The sequence below is a fragment of the Corynebacterium sp. 1103A genome (genome assembly GCF_055700955.1).
The window spans coordinates 1-21311 of record NZ_JASTTF010000018.1 but is presented as its reverse complement, the minus strand read 5'-3'; the positions used below and the strand labels follow the sequence as shown (position 1 = coordinate 21311).

General features: G+C 64.7%; 19 protein-coding genes. 13 read left to right on the top strand and 6 right to left on the bottom strand.

What is annotated here, in order from left to right; translation table 11 throughout:
• Positions 1-12 precede the first annotated feature (12 nt).
• From QQS52_RS10820 to QQS52_RS10805, 4 genes are all read left to right on the top strand, one after another.
• Positions 13-651, top strand: coding sequence for an NUDIX domain-containing protein (locus QQS52_RS10820; RefSeq protein ID WP_472773865.1), 639 nt, complete (start codon positions 13-15; stop codon positions 649-651).
• A 10-nt stretch (positions 652-661) separates the two neighbouring features.
• Positions 662-1591 carry a site-specific tyrosine recombinase XerD gene (gene xerD / locus QQS52_RS10815; protein ID WP_472773864.1) on the top strand — a complete coding sequence of 310 codons (930 nt, stop codon included), beginning with the start codon at positions 662-664 and terminating at the stop codon, positions 1589-1591.
• 138 nt (positions 1592-1729) lie between these two features.
• Positions 1730-2617, top strand: coding sequence for a ParA family protein (locus tag QQS52_RS10810; RefSeq protein ID WP_472773863.1), 888 nt, complete (start codon positions 1730-1732; stop codon positions 2615-2617).
• Complete coding sequence (locus QQS52_RS10805; RefSeq protein WP_472773862.1) at positions 2610-3452, top strand: segregation and condensation protein A; 843 nt, start codon at positions 2610-2612, stop codon at positions 3450-3452. Before QQS52_RS10810 ends, QQS52_RS10805 begins: the two co-directional genes overlap by 8 nt.
• Before the next feature lie 32 nt (positions 3453-3484).
• Here the strand turns inward: QQS52_RS10805 and QQS52_RS10800 are convergent, their stop codons facing one another.
• Positions 3485-4054, bottom strand: coding sequence for a GNAT family N-acetyltransferase (locus tag QQS52_RS10800; protein WP_472773861.1), 570 nt, complete (start codon positions 4052-4054; stop codon positions 3485-3487).
• Between the two features lie 112 nt (positions 4055-4166).
• Here QQS52_RS10800 and scpB point away from each other — a divergent pair, with 112 nt between their 5' ends.
• The 4 genes from scpB to der all read left to right on the top strand — a co-directional run bounded on the left by scpB (position 4167) and on the right by der (position 8098).
• Entirely contained in the window at positions 4167-4721 is a 555-nt protein-coding gene (scpB, locus tag QQS52_RS10795; protein ID WP_472773860.1) for an SMC-Scp complex subunit ScpB, read from the top strand.
• A gap of 124 nt (positions 4722-4845) precedes the next feature.
• Positions 4846-5781, top strand: coding sequence for a pseudouridine synthase (locus QQS52_RS10790; RefSeq protein WP_472773859.1), 936 nt, complete (start codon positions 4846-4848; stop codon positions 5779-5781).
• Positions 5782-6480 (top strand): (d)CMP kinase, encoded by a 699-nt coding sequence (gene cmk / locus QQS52_RS10785; protein ID WP_472773858.1) that lies wholly within the window; start codon positions 5782-5784, stop codon positions 6478-6480. It begins immediately after the preceding gene.
• Positions 6470-8098 carry a ribosome biogenesis GTPase Der gene (der, locus tag QQS52_RS10780; protein WP_472773857.1) on the top strand — a complete coding sequence of 543 codons (1629 nt, stop codon included), beginning with the start codon at positions 6470-6472 and terminating at the stop codon, positions 8096-8098. The genes cmk and der overlap by 11 nt, the downstream gene beginning before the upstream one ends.
• On the opposite strand, the gene QQS52_RS10775 is transcribed toward der, so the two are convergent.
• Positions 8095-8904 carry a class I SAM-dependent methyltransferase gene (locus QQS52_RS10775; protein ID WP_472773856.1) on the bottom strand — a complete coding sequence of 270 codons (810 nt, stop codon included), beginning with the start codon at positions 8902-8904 and terminating at the stop codon, positions 8095-8097. The two genes, der and QQS52_RS10775, sit on opposite strands and share 4 nt — an antisense overlap.
• 49 nt (positions 8905-8953) lie before the next feature.
• On the opposite strand from QQS52_RS10775, the gene QQS52_RS10770 reads away from it, so the two are divergent.
• Genes QQS52_RS10770 through QQS52_RS10760 form a run of 3 tightly spaced genes read left to right on the top strand, consistent with a single transcriptional unit; the run spans position 8954 to position 13082 of the window.
• Complete coding sequence (locus QQS52_RS10770; protein WP_472773855.1) at positions 8954-10390, top strand: ABC transporter transmembrane domain-containing protein; 1437 nt, start codon at positions 8954-8956, stop codon at positions 10388-10390.
• Positions 10390-12132: an ABC transporter ATP-binding protein gene (locus QQS52_RS10765; protein ID WP_472773854.1), complete on the top strand. Its 1743-nt coding sequence runs from the start codon at positions 10390-10392 to the stop codon at positions 12130-12132. Before QQS52_RS10770 ends, QQS52_RS10765 begins: the two co-directional genes overlap by 1 nt.
• Entirely contained in the window at positions 12129-13082 is a 954-nt protein-coding gene (locus QQS52_RS10760) for a CE1 family esterase (protein ID WP_472773853.1), read from the top strand. The genes QQS52_RS10765 and QQS52_RS10760 overlap by 4 nt, the downstream gene beginning before the upstream one ends.
• A gap of 52 nt (positions 13083-13134) precedes the next feature.
• Here QQS52_RS10760 and QQS52_RS10755 read toward each other — a convergent pair whose 3' ends face one another.
• Positions 13135-14391 (bottom strand): SLC5/6 family protein, encoded by a 1257-nt coding sequence (locus tag QQS52_RS10755; protein ID WP_472773852.1) that lies wholly within the window; start codon positions 14389-14391, stop codon positions 13135-13137.
• A gap of 357 nt (positions 14392-14748) precedes the next feature.
• On the opposite strand from QQS52_RS10755, the gene QQS52_RS10750 reads away from it, so the two are divergent.
• Both QQS52_RS10750 and QQS52_RS10745 read left to right on the top strand, forming a co-directional pair.
• A complete protein-coding gene (locus QQS52_RS10750; protein WP_371259760.1) occupies positions 14749-14943 on the top strand; it encodes an antitoxin in 195 nt (64 codons plus the stop codon).
• Between the two features lie 133 nt (positions 14944-15076).
• Positions 15077-15199 (top strand): hypothetical protein, encoded by a 123-nt coding sequence (locus QQS52_RS10745; RefSeq protein ID WP_472773851.1) that lies wholly within the window; start codon positions 15077-15079, stop codon positions 15197-15199.
• 3 nt (positions 15200-15202) lie between these two features.
• Here QQS52_RS10745 and QQS52_RS10740 read toward each other — a convergent pair whose 3' ends face one another.
• The 3 genes from QQS52_RS10740 to QQS52_RS10730 all read right to left on the bottom strand — a co-directional run.
• Complete coding sequence (locus tag QQS52_RS10740; protein WP_472773850.1) at positions 15203-16927, bottom strand: hypothetical protein; 1725 nt, start codon at positions 16925-16927, stop codon at positions 15203-15205.
• A gap of 234 nt (positions 16928-17161) precedes the next feature.
• Entirely contained in the window at positions 17162-19771 is a 2610-nt protein-coding gene (locus tag QQS52_RS10735) for a DEAD/DEAH box helicase (protein ID WP_472773849.1), read from the bottom strand.
• 3 nt (positions 19772-19774) lie between these two features.
• On the bottom strand, positions 19775-21311 hold a 1537-nt coding region (locus QQS52_RS10730), incomplete at its 5' end, for a DNA methyltransferase (protein ID WP_472773848.1).

The following is a 21311-nucleotide window of genomic DNA, read 5'->3' as shown; positions in this document are numbered from 1 at the left end:
AGAGGGGATACCGTGGCCCACGAATTCGCAACGCTCGACTCTGAGCTCCTCCTGGACGCTCCGATCATCGCCGTCCGCAAGGACCTGGTGTCCATGCCGGACGACCACCAGGCCTACCGCGAGGTGGTCGAGCACATGGGCGCGGTAGCCATTGTGGCACTCAACGGAAAGGGCCAGGTAGCGCTTATCCGGCAGTACCGCCACTCGGTGGGGCAGCGGCTGTGGGAGATCCCCGCCGGGCTGCTTGACGTCAAGGACGAGCCCGCCTTCGACGGTGCCCAGCGGGAGCTGCAGGAGGAGGCGGGCTTGGCCGCCGAGGACTGGGCGGTCTTGGCCGATATTGTGACCTCGCCCGGCTTCTGCGAGGAGGCCAGCCGCATCTACCTGGCCCGGAACCTGCGCGAGGTGGATCTGCTGGACGCTGTCGGGGACGAAGAAGCCGACATGGAACGCGCCTGGGTCGACCTGGGGGAGGCCGTCGACATGGTTTTTTCCGGCCAGGTGGTCAATTCCATCGCGGTCGCCGGCATCCTCGCGGCCTTCGCCTACCAGCAGGGTGGGCGGACCTTGCGCGGGGTCGATGCCCCCTTTGATTTGCGCCCGAACTCGATCGCGGCGCGCCGGCCCGGCCCGGACCTGAAGAAGCAGTGAGTGACAAGCGGTGAGCGATAGCCACAGCCCGCTGCGCGAGGTGGCGGATACCTGGCTCAATCACCTGGCCGTCGAGCGCGGCGCCGCCGGCAACACGCTGAGCAACTACCGCCGGGACGTCAACCGCTACCTGGAGTGGCTGGAAAAGGCCGGGGTGAGTGACCTTAAGGACGTGACGACCAGCCAGGTCGAGGCCTATATGGCGGACCTGCGCCGCGGCTATGCCGGGCACCGGCCGTTGGCGGCGTCCTCGGCCAACCGCGCGCTGGTGGTGGCCCGCGGCCTACACAAATTCGCGGTCACCGAGGGGGAGGTGGCCGTCGACGTGGCCGCGGAGGTCTCGCCGCCTTCGACCGGCATCCACCTTCCCGAGACCCTGTCGGTGGACGAAGTTTCGGCGCTTATCGATGCCGTTCCCCAGGGCCCGGAGGCCACCGCGTTGGACTTTCGGGACCGCGCGCTGCTGGAGATGCTCTACGGTACCGGCGCGCGTATCTCGGAGCTGATGCGCGTGGACGTGGACGATATCTCCGGTGGCGACGGCATCATCAAGCTCGAAGGCAAGGGCGGCAAACAGCGCCTGGTACCGGTGGGCTCGATGGCTCAGGCGGCCGTGGACGCCTACCTGGTGCGCGGGCGCCCGGCTCTGAGCCGCGGGCTGAGCCCGGCGGTCTTCCTCAACACCCGGGGCAGGCGCCTGTCGCGCCAGTCCGCGTGGGCGGTGATCCAGCAGGCGGTGGCCCGGGCAGGGTTGAGCAAGAAGATTTCCCCGCACACCCTGCGCCACTCTTTCGCCACGCACCTGTTGGAGGGTGGCGCGGACGTGCGTACCGTCCAGGAGCTGCTGGGGCATTCCTCGGTGACGACGACGCAGATCTACACCCACGTCAGCGCGGATTCCCTCCGCGAGGTGTGGCGGACAGCCCATCCGCGCGCGTAAAATCAACCAAATAGCCTTGACTGTGACGGTTGGGTGTCGCCGCGTTACGGTCTAAGGGTAATGTGTTAATTACAAGCGTGTAATTGCTAGTTGCGGTACCGGCGTTGCGTGGCGCGCTAGCTAGTCAAGGAAGCAGGTGTGACTGTGAGCGACGATGGTCTGTTCGATGCCTCTGAGGTCGAAGTGGGCTTGACGGGCCGGCCGGTTCGTGAGCTGCCCGAGCCCTCACCCCTTGATTCCCATGGGCCCGCGACCGTCATCTCCATGTGCAACCAGAAGGGCGGGGTCGGCAAGACCACCTCGACCATCAACATGGGGGCGTGCCTCGCGGCGCTCGGCCGCCGCGTGCTCTTGGTGGACTTGGACCCGCAGGGCGCGCTCTCGGCGGGGCTGGGGCTGACCCATGACGAGATTGAAGACACGATCTACGACGTCATGCTGGACAGCCAGATCTCCATTCATTCCGCCATCAAGCACACGGCTGTTGACGGCCTGGACCTGGTGCCCGCGAACATCGACCTGTCCGCGGCGGAGATCCAGTTGGTCAACGAGGTCGGCCGCGAGCACACCTTGGCCCGGGCGCTGCGCCCGGTCCGCCGCGACTATGATTTCATCATCATCGACTGCCAGCCCTCGCTGGGCCTGCTGACCGTCAACGCGCTGGCCTGCTCCCAGGGCGTTATTATCCCGATGGAGTGCGAGTTCTTCTCACTGCGCGGCCTGGCGCTGCTGACGGACACCGTGGAGAAAGTCTCCGACCGCATCAACTTCGATCTGGAAATTCTGGGCATCCTGGTGACCATGTTCGATCGCCGCACCAAGCACGCCCGCGAGGTGATGTCGCGGGTGGTCGAGTACTTCGGGGACAAGGTCTTCGACACGGTCATCACGCGCACCGTCCGCTTCCCGGAGACCTCCGTGGCCGGCGAGCCGATCACCACCTGGGCGCCGAGCTCACAGGCGGCCTCCCAGTACCACAACCTGGCGCTCGAGGTCATTGAGCGCACCAGCCCGTCGCGTGGCTAAGAACGAGGCCGCGGTAGCCGAGGCGCCGGCGGGGGAGCCGGTTCAGCCCGAGATCACCGGCTTCCGGATCGCGCTGGATAATTTCGAGGGCCCCTTTGACCTGCTCTTGCAGCTCATCCAGTCCAAGAAGATGGAGGTCACCGACCTAGCGCTGTCGGAGGTGACCGACGAATTCGTCGAATACACCCGTGCCCTGGGGCAGGACGCGGACTTGGACGAGACCACAGAGTTCCTCGTCGTGGCCGCCACGCTCTTGGATCTCAAGGCCGCCCGCCTGCTGCCGCGCGGCGAGGTGGATGACCTGGAGGACCTGGAACTCCTCGAGTCCCGGGACCTGCTGTTCGCGCGCCTTTTGCAGTACAAGGCCTACAAGCAGGTCGCAGACGAATTCGCTGAGTGGCAGCGCCACGCGCAGCGGCGCTACCCGCGCGCGGTCAGCATGGAGGAGCGCTTCGCCGATCTCTTACCTCCGGTCCGGCTTGGCCACAGCCCCGCCAGCTTCGCGGAGCTGGCCGCCAGCGTCTTCCGTCCGAAGCCGCCGGAGGAAGTCGGCATCGGGCACGTGCACCAAGTGGCCGTGTCCGTGCCGGAGCAGGCCGGCAAGATCTTGGACACGCTCAAGCTGCTGGGGCAGGCCCGGTGGATGAGCTTTGCGGCCCTGACCCGGGACTGTACGGTATCCATGCAGGTGGTCGGCCGCTTCCTGGCGCTGCTCGAACTGTATAAGGCGAAGGCGGTCGACACCGAGCAGCCGGTGTCCCTCGGCCCGCTGTCGGTCAGCTGGACCGGTCTCGACGTCGACCCCGCCGTGGTCGCCGCCGCCAACTGGGACTAGGCGGCAACCACAGCGGGGCACCGGGTCAGTCTTTAAGGGCGCTGCTGGATGAACTCGAGCACCTCGGCGGACAACTGGCGGTCGGCGTAGACGCGCACGTCCGGCTCGTCCGGGTTGTCCTCGGTGCCAATACGGCGGCCCTCCCACATCTTTTCCAACCCGAGTTTCTCCGCGATGCGCGAGGAGGCCGGGTGGTTGGTGGTCACGCGGATGGTGATCGGGGCGTCCGGGTGGACGCGGCGGGCGGACTCGATGGCTTGCTTGGTCAGCTCGGTGGCTATCCCGTGGCCCCAGTGCTCCGGCAGGAGTCGGTACTTGATGTCCCAGAAGCCTCCGGCGCCATCGACGAATTCGGCGCCGCCCACGCCTAGGAACTCACTGGGGCGGTCGCGGTAATAGGCGCTCCACGGGCCGAGCTGGTGTTGCGACCAGGAGTTGCTGGCCACCTCGGCCAGCGCGCGGGTGGTCCGGATGTCCATGTGGCGGGCGTTGGGCCGGTGCGTCCAGATGCGGCTGTCGCCGTATACCTTGTGGGCTTCTTCCACGTTGGCGGTCGACAGCGGGATGAGGAGCAGGCGATCAGTTCGTGTGATTGTATCCATGACACCATGTTATGCACATCACATCTACTGTCAAGTGTGAGTGTGTTAAGGATTGATAAACTTTCGGTCGCTCGGTGCGGACAGGAGCGGGGGGGGGGCTAGACTGTGGCGCATGGATTTACCCATGATTTCCCAACAGCGCTCCCGCCTGGAGTCTGTCCTGCTGGTGCTGGACGCCCCCGCGCCGGTGGAGCAGCTCGCCGAGGCGCTGAACGAGGAGACCACGGTGGTCAGCGACCTGCTTCGGGAGCTGTCGCAGGAATACGGCGCGCGCGGCTCCGGTATCGACGTGCGCGAGACCGCCGAAGGCTGGCGGCTATACACCCGGCCTGCCAACGCCTCGGTGGTGGAGCGCTTCGTGCTTGATGGCGCACAGTCCAAGCTCTCCCGCGCCGCCCTGGAGACCCTGGCCGTCGTGGCCTACCGTCAGCCGGTCACGCGTGCCCAAGTCGCCGCCGTGCGCGGCGTGAACGTCGACGGCGTGATGCGCACGCTGACCCTGCGCGGGCTCATCCGGGAGTTGCCGGAGGAGGACTTCGAAGGCTCCGCGCACCGCTACGAGACCACCGAGCTTTTCCTCGAGCTGCTGGGCATCGATTCTCTGTCCCGCCTACCCGACCTGGCCCCGCTGCTGCCCGACGTCGACGCCATCGACGAGGAGTACTAGCGCGCGGGCCCCAGCACTGGGGCTGGGGCCCTTGGCCTGCTCGCGGCGTTTAGCGTGGCCTGCGGGCACTGGGGTAGCATGGCGGGGTACCTAATCAACTGCATATTTCGAAAAGGATGCACCTGTGAATCCACCCGCTCGCCGCGATGGCACACCGGACAAGAACGAGCGCGTCGACGAGATCATCGTCTCAAACGCGAAACCGGCACGCCACCAGCACGTTTCTAAGAAAGGCCGCGCCGCGACCGCGCAGTCGGTAGCCGCAGAACTGGGCGCCGACTGGCTGTATGCCGGCCAAGACTCCGCGGATTCCGCCGCGCCCGCCCAGCAGGGCGAGCGCCTCCAGAAGGTCCTGGCCAAGGCCGGGGTAGCCTCGCGCCGCCACGCCGAGGTCCTTATCGAAAAGGGTCGCGTCGAAGTCAACGGCAAGAAGATCACCCGCCAGGGCGTGCGCGTGAACCCGAACGTGGACATCATCCGCGTGGACGGCACCCGCGTCAACGTCAACGAGGACATGGAATACTTCGTGCTCAACAAACCGCGCGGGGTCCACTCCACGATGTCGGACGAGATGGGCCGGACCTGCGTGGGCGACCTCATCTCTGAGCGCGTGGCCGCCGGCCAGCGCCTCTTCCACGTCGGCCGCCTCGACGCGGACACCGAGGGCCTGCTCCTGCTCACCAACGACGGGGAGCTGGCCAACCGCCTGATGCATCCCAAGTACGAGGTGCGCAAGACGTACCTCGCCACGGTGCTGGGCGAGGGGGACAAGAAGCTCGTGCGCGCGCTCAAGGACGGAATCGAGCTCGACGACGGTGTCGCCAAGGCCGACTTCGTGCAGGTGGTGGACAAGAACCAGGGTTATTCCCTGATCCGCCTCGAGCTGCACGAGGGTCGCAAGCATATCGTGCGCCGTATGCTCAAGGCCGCCGGCTACCCGGTCCAGCGCTTGGTCCGCACCAAGATCCACACGGTGCAGCTGGGCGAGCTCAAGCCGGGCAAGATGCGCGCCCTCAACGACAGCGAACTAACCAGCCTGTACAACGAAGTGGGGATGTAGATGTTCAGCAATATGCCCAACGACGGCCTGCTGCTGGCCGTGGATGGCCCGTCCGGTACCGGCAAGTCCAGCACCTGCCGCGAGCTGGCCAAGCGGCTCGCGGCCAAGTACGTCGACACCGGCGCCATGTACCGTGTGGCGACCCTGGCGGTTTTGCGCGACGGCGTGGACCCGGCCGATGCCCCCGCGGTCATCGAGGCCACGAAGGATCTGCCGCTGGAGGTCTCCGACGACCCGGACACGACCGCCGTCTTCCTGGGAGGCGAGGACGTCTCCGGCGAGATCCGCGGTGACGAGGTCACCCGCAACGTCTCTGCCGTCTCCGCCATCCCCCAGGTCCGCGACAACTTGGTCGCCCTGCAGCGCAAGCTGGCCCACCAGGCCCACCGCGCCATCGTGGAAGGCCGCGATATCGGCACCGTAGTGCTGGCGGACGCCCCGGCGAAGGCCTACCTGACGGCGAGCGCGCAGGTGCGCGCCCAGCGCCGCCACGACCAGAACCTCGCCGCCGGCCGCGAGTCCGACTTCGAGGCGGTGTTGGCCGACGTCGAGCGCCGCGATGCCGCGGATTCTTCCCGCGCGACCTCGCCGTTGCGCCCCGCCGACGATGCCGTCGTCATTGATACCTCCGAGCTCACCCTCCCTGAGGTAGTAGAGCGTTTAGTGCAGCTAGTAGAGGAGTCCCGTAATGACTCATAACCCCAACGACAACGGCGCCGGCAACGGTCGCGAGAATGCGCCGGAGATCGAGACCGAGTTTTACTACCCGCACGGGCAAACCCCGGGCACCGAGCCGGCCGAGGAGACTTTAGAGCGCGATCCCCACGAGGGCTGGGCTGCGGCCGATTTTGATGCCGAGGAGTTCGACTACGACTTCGACGAATCCGAGTTCGGCGACGCTGACTACGGCGAGGACGAGGACCCGCAGACCCCGCTGACGGAAGAAGAGTGGGCCGAGATCGAGGCCGCCTACGGGATGGGCGGCCAGCAGTACGACTCGGAGGCCCTGTGCACCGTGGCCATCGTCGGCCGCCCGAACGTGGGCAAGTCCTCCTTGGTCAACCGCTTCCTGGGCCGCCGCGAGGCCGTGGTCGAAGACCACCCGGGAGTGACCCGCGACCGCGTGTCCTACATCGGCGACTGGAACGGCCAGCGCTTCCTCGTCCAGGACACCGGCGGCTGGGATCCCAACGTCAAGGGCATCCACGCGGCCATCGCCCGCCAGGCGGAGGTGGCCATGGAAACCGCCGACGTGATTGTCTTCGTGGTCGACACCAAGGTCGGCATCACCGAGACTGACTCGGTCATGGCGCGGCGCCTGCAGAAGTCGCAGGTCCCGGTCATCCTGGTGGCCAATAAATTCGACTCGGACAACCAGTACGCCGACGTCGCGGAGTTCTACGGCCTGGGCCTGGGCGATCCGTGGCCGGTCTCGGCGCAGCACGGCCGCGGCGGCGCGGACGTCCTCGACGAGGTCCTACGCCTGTTCCCGGAGACCCCGCGAGCGCATTCGATTACCGCCGGCCCGCGCCGCGTGGCGCTGGTGGGCAAGCCGAACGTGGGCAAGTCCTCGCTGCTGAACAAGTTCACTGGCGAGAACCGCGCCGTCGTCGACAACGTTGCGGGCACCACCGTGGACCCGGTCGACTCCCTGGTCCAGCTGGACCAGCAGCTGTGGCGGTTTATCGACACCGCCGGCCTGCGCAAGAAGGTCAAGAACGCCCAGGGGCATGAGTACTATGCCTCCCTGCGCACCCGCGGCATCATCGACGCGGCCGAGGTCTGCGTCATGCTCATCGATGCCTCGGAGGAGATCTCCGAGCAGGACCAGCGCGTGCTCAACATGGTGCTCGAGGCCGGCAAGGCCCTGGTGATCGCCTTCAACAAGTGGGACCTGATGGACGAGGATCGCCGTTATTACCTGGACCGGGAGATCGACCAGCAGCTGGCGCACCTGCCCTGGGTCACCCGCATCAATATCTCCGCGGAGACCGGGCGTGCGCTCCAGAAGCTGGAACCGGCCATGATCGAGGCCCTGGAGAGCTGGGATCAGCGCGTGACCACCGGCCAGCTCAACAACTGGATGCGCGAGGCGATCGCGGCCAACCCGCCGCCGATGAAGAATAACCGCCTGCCGCGCGTTCTCTTTGCCACGCAGGCCTCCACGCAGCCGCCGACCATCGTGCTGTTTACCACCGGCTTCCTGGATGCAGGCTACCGCCGCTACCTGGAGCGCAAGTTCCGCGAGCGCTTCGGTTTCCACGGCACCCCGGTCCGGATTGCGGTGCGCGTGCGCGAGCGCCGCAAGAAGCGCTAGGCGCGGCGCAGCAGGAAGGCGTCGGTGCGGTAGCGCAGCCGTACCGCGTCGTCGTCGCTCAGTCCGGTGTGCTCGCGCAGGTACCAGTTGAGGTTGTGCGTCATCCGCTGGTGGATCTTGTCCCCGTTGCGCAGCCAATAGGCCCGGGTGTGCATGAGCTGGTGCAGCTGCGCGGGGTAAAGCTCCTGTGTAAAGGTCGTGCGCAACTCCCGCTCGATGGTCCAGGGCGCGGCTAGGGCCGGTAAAAAGCCGGGCTTTTGAACGTCGCCGCTGTGCATGATGCGCGCAAGCCGCAGCAGCCACGGATCAGCGGTGACATTCAGGGTGTTCCACACCAGCAACACGTGCCCGCCGGGGCGGACTATCCGGTCGAATTCCGCGCAGGCGGCCGGCACGTCCACCCAGTGCCAGGTCTGCGCCGCTGCCACGGCGTCCACGCTCGCCTCCGGCAGCGCGGTGGCCTCGGCCTTGGCCCGCCACACCGGAACCGCAAGGTTTTCTTCCAGCACCCGTGCCATGTCGGCGGAAGGGTCGACGGCCCAGACGCGCTCGACGCCGGGGGTCGCGGCCAGCTGTTCCGTGAGCTTTCCGGTGCCTGCCCCGATATCGACCACGGTGGCGTGGTCTGCTAATAGCTTCGTGACCTGTGCCGGATAGGACGGGCGCACGTCGTGGTAGGTTCCGGCGCCGTGCCCGAACGCCCGGGCCGTGCCCGTGCGGTGGGCAGCCCCGCGGAACTCGGGGCCCTCCTTTTCCGAGGGCGGGCGGTAGGACGGGAAATTGCGCGGGTCAGGCTGTGTGGACATCGCTAATAAACTTACCTGTTTCTCATGTTCCCTTATAGGATGGATCCCTATGTCAAGTCTTCCAGCACCCGGCGACGAGCGTTGGCTGCTGAAAACTGTCTTCTCGCAGAAGCGGCGGACAATCCCGGCCGCGGTGCTCATGGCAGTGACCTTCGTGTGCAACGGGCTTACCCCGGTGGTCGTCGGCAAGGCCGTGGACGACGCGATAGCCAGCAGCTCCTTGCGCTCGCTGGTGCTGTGGGTAGCGGTGCTTATCGGGCTCTTCGCCGTCAACGCCGCGGCGAGCTGGTTCTCCCGGGGCCTGTTTAACTGGGCGATGTTGCTCATCGCCCACCAGCTGCGCATGGCGGTCACGGACCGGATCACCCATCCACGGGGCATCGGCGGGCGGCGCCGCACTGCCGGCGAACTGCTGTCCATCGCCTCCACCGACACCCAGCGCGTGGCGAACGCCGTGTTCATGACGGTTTTTCCCGTCGCCGAGGTCGTCTCCATCGGCTACGTGGCCGTCATGGTGGGGCTTATCTACCTGCCGCTGGGCCTGGCCGTCCTGCTGGGCGGACCCATCATCGTCTGGTGCTCTCTGACGGCGGCGCGCCCGCTGCGTAAGCGCTCCAGCGTGCGCCAGGCCGCCCTGGCCCAGGCGGCCGCCACGGCCACCGACGTCGTGGAAGGGCTGCGCGTCATCAAGGGCATCGGCGCGGTCGATCCGGTACGGCGCCGCTACGCGGAGGCCTCCGATAACGCTTACGACAAGACCATCTTTGCCAACGCCGCCCAGGCGCGACTGAACGCGGTGACCACCGGAATCGGCAGCCTGTATGTGATCGTCGTCGGCTGCGTGGCGGGTTGGTTTGCGCTGCAGGGGTACCTCAGCGTGGGCGAGCTCATCACGATCATCGGCCTGACCCAGTTCATCATCACCCCGATGACCATGCTGGGCCGCAATATCGCCTCGCGCTGGGCGGCCGCCCAGGCCAGCGGGGCCCGGATCGTCGATCTGCTGAACCAGCCGCGGGAATTCGCCGCCGATGACACCGTCGAGCTGCCGGCCCTGCGCCCGGGCATCCACGTGGAGACCGGCGAGGTCCCGGACTACCTGGCGCGACTGCCGCGGGAGCGCTACCTGGTGGCCCCGCACCAGGCCGATATCTTCGACGGGACCGTGGGCAGCAATGTTTCCGCAGACGCCGAATCCGCCGCCTGGGCGCTGTGGGTGGCCGCGGCGGAGGAGATCCCCGGGGGCAACGACCGCGAGGTGGGCGAGAACGGCGGGCACCTGTCCGGCGGCCAGCGCCAGCGCGTGGCACTGGCCCGCGCCATCGCGGCGGACCCGGAAGTCCTCGTGCTCATCGAGCCGACGTCTGCGGTGGACTCGGTCACCGAGGCCACCATCGTGGAGCGCGTCGCGGTCACCCGCGCGGACAAGCCGACGGTGGTCTACACCTCCTCGCCAGCCTGGCTGGCCCAGGAGGTGCGCGCCTAATGCGGTTCCCGAACGCCACGTGGCCGCAGGTGCGCCGCTGCGTTGCCGACAACGTGAAGGCTATCCCCGGGGCGGGCTGGCGGCTGGTCCTGGCGCTGGTGGTCTTAAGCGCCGGCGCGGCCGCCAACATCTTAATCCCGATCTGGTTGGGACGGATCGTCGACGTCGTTATCGCGGGCGAGCCGCAACACCTGGGCGGCCTGGCAGCCCAGCTGCTGGGCGCGGCTGCGGCCGCGGCGATCCTGGCGGCGCTGGGTTTCTACCTCATCTCCCGGGTCACGGAGAAGATCATCGCGCAGCTGCGCCTGCAGATGGTCTCCACCGCCGTGGGCCTGCCTACCCACCGGGTCGAGGACGCCGGGACGGGGGATCTGGTCTCGCGCTCTACCGACGACGTCGCGGAGCTGTCCGCCGCGGTCACCGAGACCGCGCCGGTGCTGAGCAATTCGGCCTTCTCCATCGTCGCCACCGCCATTGCCCTGGTGACCCTGGACTGGCAGTTCCTGCTGGTGGTTGCCTGTGCGGCCCCGCTGTACTTCTTCGCCGCGCGGGCCTACCTCAAGGTCGCGCCCGGTCGTTACGTGGCCGAACGCGAGTCCATGGCTACCCGCGCCCGCCGCGTCCTGGAAGTCATCCGCGGCAACGCGACGGTGCGGGCGTTCCACCTGGAGGACGAGATGCACCAGAAGGTCGGTCAGGCCTCCTGGCAGGTCGTCGAGCGCGGCTACAGCGCCCGGCGCACCATGATCACCCTGCAGTTCTGGATGACCCTCGTCGAGCTCGTCATGCTGTCTGCCGGGCTCATAGCCGGCTACCTGGCCACGCAGTCGGCCGGTCTGAGCGTCGGCGCGGTCACGGCCGCCATGCTCATGCTCATCCGCCTGCGCGGACCGCTACTGGGTCTCATGCGCATCCTGGACACCGTCCAGTCCGGCTACGCCTCCCTGGCGCGCATCGTGGGCGTGGTCATCGACCCGCCGCGGCCCGTCATGGCCGCGGGCGCATCCACCAGTCGCGGCGAGGTCGAGATGGAAGGCGTCAGCTTCGGCTACGGCGACGGCTGGGCAGTCGAAGACGTCAGCCTGCGCGTGCAGCCGGGCCAAAAGATCGCCCTGGTGGGCGCCTCCGGCGCGGGCAAGACGACGGTGGCCGCTTTGGTGGCCGGCCTGCGCGTGCCGGACGCGGGGCACGTCACCGTCGATGGGGTAGAGGTCTCCGCCCTTTCGGACCGCGAGCGCGTCGCCCGCCTGGCGCTGATCTCCCAGGAGGTCCACGTCTTCTCCGGCACGCTGCGCGAGGACCTCGCGCTGGCGGCTCCGGCGGCCACGGACGCCCAAATGCAGGCCGCGCTCGACCGCGTGGGCTTCCCCGAGCTCCCGGACGGCCTCGACACGGAGGTTGGCGCCCGGGGTCAACAACTGGACCCGGTCGCCGCGCAGCAACTCGCCCTGGCTAGGATCTTTTTGTTGGATCCAAAGGTGGTTATCATGGACGAGGCAACCGCGGAGGCCGGTACCTCGGGCGCGGCGGTACTCACCGACGCGGCCCAGGCGGTCACCCAGTCCCGCTCCGCCCTCGTCGTCGCCCACCGCCTTGATCAAGCCTACGATGCCGACGAGATTCTCGTCATGGATAGCGGGCGGATTATCGAACGGGGCAACCACACACAACTAGTCGCCCGCGGTGGGCAGTACGCCCGCCTATGGGCCGCATGGAAGAAAGGCCGGGATAAAGCGCAGTGAAACCCATCCTCCGCGCAGTAGCGGCAGTCACGGCGACCGCCGCCTTAATGGCCGGGTGCTCCTCCCAGGGCACCCCCGAAAGGGACGCGGCGGCTCCGAGCTCTAGGGACCGTACCGATCTGGGCATCCCGCGCTCGGCCCCGCTGGACGGGCCAGAGCCCGGCAGCTTCACCGAGATCAACCTGCCTTCGGGGCGCACCTACGTGCTCGCGGTGCCGGAAGACTATGATCCGGCCAAGAAGTGGCCGCTGTTGATGTCCTTCCACGGCTGGAAGGAAACCAGCTGGAACAACTTCAAGTACACCGACTTCCGGCACGCGGAAGCCATTTCTGTCTACCCGCAGGGCAAAAACGGCGCGTGGGCGCCGGCCCCTTATGCCGACACCAAGGGCTCCGAGGACATCGCCTTCGTCGAGGACATCCTCGACACCGTGCGCGCCACCTACACCATCGACGACGAGCGCATCTACGCGACCGGCATGTCCAACGGCGGCGGTTTCGTGGCCTACCTGGCCTGCCAGATGCCCGGGACGTTCAAGTCCATCGCCAGTATCTCGGCCGCCTATTATGAGGCGATCCACAACAACTGCGCCGATCAACCCGTCGGCCGCCTGGACCTGCACGGGACCAACGATCCAGTGGTCAAGTACTACGGCGGCAAGCGGCACGGTACCCGCTACAACTCGGTGGTCGATGTTCTAGCCCACGACGAGGAGCGCAACCGCTGCAGCTCCCGCATCCGGACCGAGCGCCTGGCCAACTCGGCCCTGCTGCAGACCTGGAGCGGCTGCGAGGAACCGCTCCAGCACATCCGGATTGGCGGCGGCAGGCACGTCTGGCCCGGCGGCGCCTACGACAAAGACGCCAATGTAGGCAAGGGGTTTGCCACCGACAAGGTCCTCGACTTCTTCGGGATTCCGGGCCGCCCCGAGGGCACCCGCAATACCTAGCCGCCAGGCGTAGAAGCCGCGCCCTTAGCGCGGCGTGCCACGTGGGGAGCGTTTAGTTGAACAGGCCCCAGACCGCAGCCGAGATGGTGATGACGCCGAGAACCACCACGAACCAGTTGGTCCAGCGGCCGCGGAAGCGCTTGAGGGCATCGATGCGGTAGATGGCCCAGATGGGCATCAGGTAGAGGATGGCCGCGATGAACGGGCCGCCGATGCTCTCGATAAGCCCCAGGATGTCCGGGTTCAGGATGGCGGCAATCCACGTGGTGATGAAGATGAGCGCGTAGGCGATGTTGGTTATCTGCTGGTGCGTGGTGCGCTCGGCCAGGGAAGGAGAGACCTTCTTGAGGATGTAGCGCGCGCCCTCGGTGGTACCCAGCACGTGGCCGAAGTAGGAAGAGATGATAGCCAGGATGGCAATGACCGGGGAGAGGTAGGCCAGCACAGGAACGCCGGAGATATTCGCCAAGTAGGACAGGACCGGGATGTTTTGTTCGCGGGCCTCCTGCAGACCGTCCGCGCCCAGGGCCAGGGTGCAGGACCAGACGAAGAACATGGTGAACACGGTCAGCATCAGCGCGGTGGCGAACAGGACCTTGGAGGCGTTCTCGTGCGACTTGATGCCCCACTGGCGCTGCATGGCCAGGGAGAACTGGGAAATGGCCGGGGAGTGGTTAAAGGAAAAGACCAGCACCGGCAAAATCATGATGATGCCGCCGATGAGCGCCAGTGAGTTGCCGGAGTCGACCTCCATGAAGCTTTGCAGGTCCCACTGCGGGATGAGGTAGATGGACACGCCCGCCAGGCACAGGATGAGTGGGTAGACGATGAACTGGGTCAAGTACAGCATCAGCTTCTCGGAGAAGGCGAAGACCAGGGTCATCGCGCCGATGAGAAGGAAGGACAGTAGCGCGCGGTTAATGTGCGGCCCGTCGAACTGGTTGACGATGAAGGAGTCCACCGTGTTGGTAATGGACACGCCGTAAATCAGCACGATGGGGTAGATCGCGAAGAAATATAGCACGGAGATGACCAGCCCGATCTTCTGGCCGAAGTAGTCGGTGACGACGACCGTGATGTCCTCGCCCTGGCGCGGGGAGACGCACATGATGCGCGCAAGCGCGCGGTGGGACAGGTAGGTCATGGGGGCGATCAAGATAGTGGCAATCAGCAACGGCCAGAAGCCGAAGCTGCCCGCGTTAATCGGCAGGAAGAGGATGCCCGCTCCCACGGCGGTGCCGAAGAGTGAAAAAGCCCAGCTAGTATTGACGGTCCGGCCGGATGCCTGGGCCGGGGCAGAAGAGGTCATGAAAAGATCTCCTTGTAGGGGAGGTAAACGGTGCAAGCGACATCAGCAGCGTAGGAGCCACTACCTTGTGAATTACGCTAACACTTGGAAATAGGCCTGTTTGCTCTTTGGAAACAGAAGAATTCTCACCCCTCCTTTTGGGGGTAAATTCCTCTCGGTACCGCGACGTGGCGGGTGTCCCTAGGCTGGGACAGTTCCGACTGTAGGGCGGATGGTTATCAAATTGTTGCGCTCGCGCGGTGGGTGAGTGGCAAGGAAGTCGGTACGATCGGCAGCGGCCGGTCAAACGGTCCAGATAAGTGAAAATTTAAGCAGTCAAGATACTCGAGACTATTAGGAGTAAAGACAATGGGTTTGATGGACAAGGCTAAGGACGCACTGAACTCTGACAAGGGCAAGGAAGCCACCTCTCAGGGCCTGGACAAGGCTGAGGACTTTGCCAAGGACAAGCTGGGCGAGGACAAGTCCGACCAGATCTCCGACGTCCGCGGAAAGGTCGAGGATCGCCTGGGCACCGGCAACGACGAGAACAAGGGCGAGGACGAGAAGTAGATCGTCTAACTCTTCAACCGCCGTGGCACACTGGGGCCACGGCGGTTTTTGCATGCTTAAGCGAGATGTTAACTGTGCTAGTTTTGGCCAATTCTAGGGTATGCCCGCGGATTTAACCCCTAAGCTAGGGACTGTGGCTATGTCTCAGGAGGAGAAGCTCCGTTCTTCCAGCCACATCATGGACCTGGCGATCATCGGCGTGGTGAAATCCATCGGCCTTGATGTCCCGGAAAACGCAGGCCACCGGCACCACTAAATGCTAGCCCGCCGGCCAGAGCGTGCCCACGCGACTGGTCTGCACGCAGATGGGTGAGGCTGCCTCGGGCAAATCGACGGTGAGCTCGGTCCCGCCGCCGGTGACTTGGACGAAGACTTGGTTGAGCCCGGCGCGCAGGGGCACCTCGGTGCGCTCGCCGTCTAGGCTGATCCCCGCCGTTGCTCCAGCGCCGGCCAGGTAGTTGAGCTCCACCACCCACTCGCGCTCGAACAATGGGCCGTCCAAGCGCAGGGTTTGTTCCTGGCCAGCTCCGATTTCTTGCCCGCACTGCTCGATGCCGGCGGCTCCGGTTCCGGAGCTAGGCTTGGTATCACGTTCGGCCGCGGTCTGGATGGTGCTGCGGGCGGGTTGGAGGTCGGCCGCGCGGATGCGGCCGTCGCCGCCTACGATGCCTGGGTCCTCGGTCCAGGCGGCGACGGGCGCATCCGGCAGGATCTTGCCCAGCCGGTTGTCGGGGTAGGCGACTGGCAGCAGGACCTGGGTGTCGACCTCCTGGTCCAGCTGGGGAGTCTCCCGCGCGGCGAGCTGGCCGTTAAGGGTGCGGAAATACTCGCGGGCCGGCTGCTCGGCCCAAGACACTGCATAGCTGAGCGTGCTAGCGATGCTCAGGGCGGCAATCACCGCGCCCAGGGCGAGAAGGATTCTGCCCGGCCAGGTGGCGGAGTCCAGGCCGCGGAAGGCGAGTGCCGTGGCGATAACCAGCAGCACGCTGACCTCGGAGAAGTGGCGTAGCGTCTGCACGATCTCGAAGGCCGTGTCCTGCCCGCCCCGGCCCAGGCTGACCGCGAGGAGGCATGCCGCCACGTAGGCGCCGCAGGTGAGAAGACCTGCCAGTCCGCGGCGGTTGCGTGCGCTTAGTACCACGATGGCGGCCGTCACGATCACGCCGACGGCCACCATGGCGGTAACCGGGGAGGCGAAGGGAGGGCCCGGGTGCCACCTGTCCCACGCCAGGGGCCCGCCGGTCGTCGCCGGCAGGAAGCCCTGTAGGAAACCGTGCCTTAAGGTCTCCGCAAGCCCCAGGCTCTCCGCGCGGGGGAGGTCCACCGCGAGGACGTAGATACCCGCCCATACCACGGCGATTCCGAGGGAGGGGAAGATGCTGCGCCGGCACCCCAGGAGGAACCAGCAGAAGGCGAGGAAGGGCAGGGCCAGCAGCATGCGCTCGCTGAACAAGCAGCCCACCAGCACGCAGAGTGCGGCGGCCCACGCGGCTACGTGCGCCCTTGGACGGTCATTGCTGCGGCCTCGAACCACGCGAGCTCCACTGAGCACGCAGGCGGTCGCCGTGGCCATGGCGGCCTCCAGCGGCAGCAGGTTGATCGCGGCTGAGAGCCAACTGGTGGCTGGTAGGTTCAGCGGTGACAGGCAGTACAGGGCGAAGGCCAGCAGCACCGGCCAGCCGACCCGCAGGTGGTGGGCGAGGAATCCCACCGAAGCGATAGCCGCGGCATTGAGCAGGCCCAGCACGCACAGCGCGGCGGCCCAATTGAGGTCGCCGGCGGCCGCCACCAGCCGCATGATTCCGCGGGCGGCCGGCATGAGGTGCCCGTCGTGCGGGGCCATCAGCGCTGTCTCCGGGGCCTGGGCCATAAGGATGAAGTCGTCCCAGTAGAACCAGCCGCGGGCGGCAACCCCCATGCGCACTAACCAACCGACGATCCCAATAGCCAGCAGGGGCAACAGCTGGTGGCGGCGAGTACGCATAATGACGGCTATTCTAGCCGGCCCTGGCGGCCCCGTTGCGGCAACTCGGCCGCGAAGCGCCCTGAAATGGGGCGGTGGCGGCAGTGGGTATGAAAAAGGCCCGTGCCGAGGCACGGGCCGAGAGTCTTTTGCGAAACTACCCACCCACCAGCAAGGACCCGCACCACAGCGATGGTTTCCGCCGGTTTCCGTTCCCGGTTCCGTGAGCTGGTGGGCACCGTCACGTCCCTTTTCCTAATTAGGTGACACGATAGGGTCAGACACGCTAAGCAGCCTGCGCCAGGAACCCGCCGAGGCGATTACGTCCTCGTAGGCGATCACATATCCGATTTTCACACCCGCCATATCTGGATGGCTGGCCATCAAATTAATGGCTTCCTCCGCAGCAGCACGCTTCTTTTGTACCTCGTCGTTCGCGCGTCCACCGGCATCCTTGCCCTCAACAATCCAGGTTCTACCCTCCTTATCGCGCACGATAAAATCCGGGTAGTACGACCGCCGCGCGGCGTAGCCGACGCTGGCCTTATCCTCTGGGTACAGCCGCGTCCACCACTCAACGTCCGGGGATACGTCCAGGTCACTAGCAAGCTTCGCTTCGCCTGAGTAGGAGTCAAAGGCCGCGGCGTTGTACAGGCCTTTCTTCCAGCCGGAGTAGTACTGGCGGCGAACAAACCTCGACTTATCTTCCGTGCGCGGGATAATATCACGTCCCTTGGGCAGCTGGTAGCTACGCCGATGCTCATGGGGAAGCAGCAACGGCACGAGCCGCACAGTCGGCTCCAGCGACGCAGTGAACTGTTTAACTGCCTGCGAAATCATCATTCGCAACGCCTCACTAGCAGTGGCGAGCGCGTCAACCGTCCACTCGGAGACAGCCACGGCGTTCATAAAGGTCGGAACAATGCGGTTATCCAGCTGGCTTAAGTTTTCCCTGTTGCGGTCAATAAGCCGGTTGGCCAGGATGATCGCCTTGATTTCACGCCGCGCGGAATCCTCCTCGATAGCAACAGACTGCACCTGCATCTGTTGCAGGCGGTGCGGGGTGATGGTGTGCGCCTGGAATTTGAGCTTATAACGCTCCATCTCGCTGGTGGCCTCGTCGGTTACTTTGCGCGCAGCTGCAACAATGTCGGCATTGGTGAGCTTGTGCAGCGGGAAAAACTCGTCTTCGCGCATACAGGTGGTATGCGGGAACCAGAAGGAGACATCCCTAAAGCGCTCCACCAACTCCACTACCGCTGGTGTGGTGGCATCATCATGCCAGTTGTCAAGGTCGCGGCCCTGCCCTCCTAGCTCACGTAGCTTACCCACGGGCTTATTCGGGGTGTCCTGACCAGATGTTTCCGTGTCCCCTTGGGTCGTGAACGTGTCGGTAGCTGTGTCGGTGCTGTAGTTAGGGCGGTGGCCACTCTCGTCGGTGCCAGAGATGCCAGCGGTGTCATCAGATACTGTGATGCTGCCACCTGGGGTGGCAGTGCCGGTTACAGCGCCGGTCGCAGTGGCGGTGCCTGTGGCCTCTCCTGTAGCCGTGGCCTCGGGCTGCTGCGGGCGGGTGTCCACACCGAAGGAATGCAGTACTTTCTCGCTGTTAAGCAGTCTCTTAAACGAGTCGTGAGCCACGATCTCCAGGGTGTCGATAGCCTCCACGTCGGTGTAGCGCTTAAACGGCAGGCGAAGGCCGCGGCCAAGTGTTTGCTGGGTCAGGATGTCGGAATCCATGGCGCGCAGGGTCACCATCACCGAGATCGAGCGAGTATCCCAGCCTTCCTTGAGCTTGTTAACGCTGACCACCGCGCGCACCGGAGAATCCGGGTTGTCCAGGCCATTGAGTAGGGAGGTCTTTTCCTCGGTCATGGAGTCCGAATCCACACGCAGAACGGCATACGGGTCGTTGAAGAACTCCGGGCCTGCCAAAAGCTCTTCCACCTCGGTGGCATGAGCGATGCTTTCGCACACCACCATCATCACCGGATTAATCGGGGACGTGTCATCGTCAGCGTGGCGCGCGGCGTACTCGTCATAGAACCGTTGCTTGTGCTCGCGCAAGGTAGCCGCGTCTTTGAGCTGCTGGTATTGCTCGCGCTCGCCGTAGCCGTCGCGGCGGTAGACAATGACCGGCGTTTTCACTGATTTGTCGCCTATGGCTTCGCGCAGGGTGTAGCGGAAGACCACATCGTCGTCCTCGTCGGCAGAGGCGGTAAGCCCTACCAGCATGGCTGGGTTGAGGTCAGCAATTGCGGCGTGGAAGGAGGCCGCAGACGCGGAATACAGGTGGTGCTCGTCGGCAATGACTACCAGGTCATCCATGGCGGCTAGGTCGTCGTAGAGGACTCCTGCGTACTCGGAGAACTTGCGGATGCCGCGCGCGGTGGCTTGTTTGCCGCCACCCTTGGTTTCGCCCTCCATTTTTTTCGGGGCGATAAGCTGCTGAATGTTAAAGACGAACACGCTGGAAGCCGACTGCTGTTCGGCCTCAGTACGCCCTGCTGCCATGGACTTGTAGTTATCTGGGGTAATAACCACAGGATCCAGTGCGGCACCCTCGATGAACTTGCCGGAACCGCGCGTGAAGTTAGCCACGGTCTTGGTCTGTACCACCAAGCCGGGTGTTACCACCACGATGTTGCGCACGCCACCGCGGCGCAAGTACTCAATGAATGCCGCCATAACATAGGTCTTGCCCGCACCCGTAGCCATGTCCATGACTAGCGCGTGCGCGCCGTCAACACCGTCATTAAGACGGCGCGCGAGAGTATCTAGTGCACGGGTGTTGGCTCTTCGTAGTCCAAAGCTCGCGGAGAGTTCATCTACTAGGGCTGGGTCGTAGGAAAGGTGAAGTGTCATGGCCTAGGCCTCCTTATTCGTCTTCGACAGCGTACGGGTGAACAGCCCATCAGGCAGGTGGATAATCCTTGAACCAGGGCAGGATTTGTGCAGGTAGCGGCTCAAGTCGGAATCAGCGGAGGTGGCAGCAACGGTCACTGCTTCACCGTCGGGTACGTAGTACACCAGCTCGTCGATGAACTCCTGGGTAAGTGGCTGGCGGGTGACAAACAAGTTCATCTTCTCCCGCTTGGCGGGAAATACCGGGTTGTCTGGTGTCATGCGAAACCGCAGGTGCGCGGCGACTGCTGCGGACAGGTAGCGCGCGGTTGCGTCCTCGGTAAGGACGACCAGGCCGGTCTCCTCGTCCACGTCGAAGCAGGGTTTGGACAGCCGTGCCACGGTAAACCCGCCACCGCCGCGCCAGTTGATTGTGTCCGGTGACTTCTTGGTTTTGACCAGCTTTTTCACTGCGCGCACGTCGGCGGACTTTTTCAGATCCGGTTCGTCCTTTACTGCCTTGTTCAATAAGGAGGTCAGCTTCTGCGCGTCCTCGGGCGTTAAGCCCTCCGGCAACCCGTCGGCACTCGCGTCCACACGCTCGCCCTTGGTGACGGTGATTCCACCCATGTCCTCGCCGCGTACCACCTTCTCCAACCGTGGCCGGGTAAAGCGGTCAAACGTGTCCTCCACCAGCTCGCACGTCACCCAACGCCGCCCCATCTTCTGCGCCACCGCCGCCGTGGTACCGGAGCCTGCAAACACGTCCAACACAATATCGCCGGGGTTGGTGGCGATGTGGATGATGCGCTCTAGCAGACGTTCGGGCTTGGGTGTGGCGAAGGCGGCAGTGCCGGGGAAGAGGGCTTTGATTTCGGATTTAGATTGCCTGTTGGAGCCGACTTCTTCGTTCGTCCACCATGTACGTGGTGTAATTCCTTGTTCTGGCTGGTACGACTTAACCCCGAAGGCCTTTTGAGTTACGAAAAACTCAGGCCAATTTCCTTCGTCGATGAGTTTCGCGGCGGTTTCTTGGGCTACGCCTGTCTTATCCAGTGGAATGCGCAAATCGTAGACATCTTCACGTATCTGCTCGCTTGATAGACCAGTCGCTTCTTTTCGGAGTTCGAGATCCGGTTTGACCCATTCGTAGGGGGCATACCTCTTCAATGATTTTAAGATACGTTCACCGCCAAACCTCCACATCGACCCCTTATTCGGGTATAAAACTTGTCCAGTAAGAGGGTGCTCAATACCAAAGAGGAGAGTGCTTTGCTTTGTTCCCGACATATTTCCCGGCGCAGTTCTTGCGCCGGGAAACCATTTGCCATTGATGTCATTATCTGGGTTTTTGAACCGCGCATTATGCTTTGCCTCTCGATCCATGCGGTTCAGAGACAGGCTGGCAGTTTTACCGTAGACCAAAAGAACATCATGATCTACTGAAAAACCAGTGGCGTCGTTTCTTAAGGTGTCCGCTTTCTGCGAGAGTGTCTGATGGTTTGTGTGTGGGTTCCCAACCTGCATGAGGAGATGGACCAGAATGACAACTGTGGCACGA

Bases quoted from the DNA above. Each gene is read 5' to 3' on its own strand.
- QQS52_RS10755 (WP_472773852.1), bottom strand. From the start codon at position 14,391: ATGACCTCTTCTGCCCCGGCCCAGGCATCCGGCCGGACCGTCAATACT.
- QQS52_RS10775 (WP_472773856.1), bottom strand. From the start codon at position 8,904: ATGTCCACACAGCCTGACCCGCGCAATTTCCCGTCCTACCGCCCGCCC.
- QQS52_RS10740 (WP_472773850.1), bottom strand. From the start codon at position 16,927: ATGCGTACTCGCCGCCACCAGCTGTTGCCCCTGCTGGCTATTGGGATC.
- QQS52_RS10770 (WP_472773855.1), top strand. From the start codon at position 8,954: ATGTCAAGTCTTCCAGCACCCGGCGACGAGCGTTGGCTGCTGAAAACT.
- QQS52_RS10735 (WP_472773849.1), bottom strand. From the start codon at position 19,771: ATGACACTTCACCTTTCCTACGACCCAGCCCTAGTAGATGAACTCTCC.
- cmk (WP_472773858.1), top strand. From the start codon at position 5,782: ATGTTCAGCAATATGCCCAACGACGGCCTGCTGCTGGCCGTGGATGGC.
- scpB (WP_472773860.1), top strand. From the start codon at position 4,167: ATGGATTTACCCATGATTTCCCAACAGCGCTCCCGCCTGGAGTCTGTC.
- QQS52_RS10765 (WP_472773854.1), top strand. From the start codon at position 10,390: ATGCGGTTCCCGAACGCCACGTGGCCGCAGGTGCGCCGCTGCGTTGCC.
- QQS52_RS10750 (WP_371259760.1), top strand. From the start codon at position 14,749: ATGGACAAGGCTAAGGACGCACTGAACTCTGACAAGGGCAAGGAAGCC.
- der (WP_472773857.1), top strand. From the start codon at position 6,470: ATGACTCATAACCCCAACGACAACGGCGCCGGCAACGGTCGCGAGAAT.
- QQS52_RS10800 (WP_472773861.1), bottom strand. From the start codon at position 4,054: ATGGATACAATCACACGAACTGATCGCCTGCTCCTCATCCCGCTGTCG.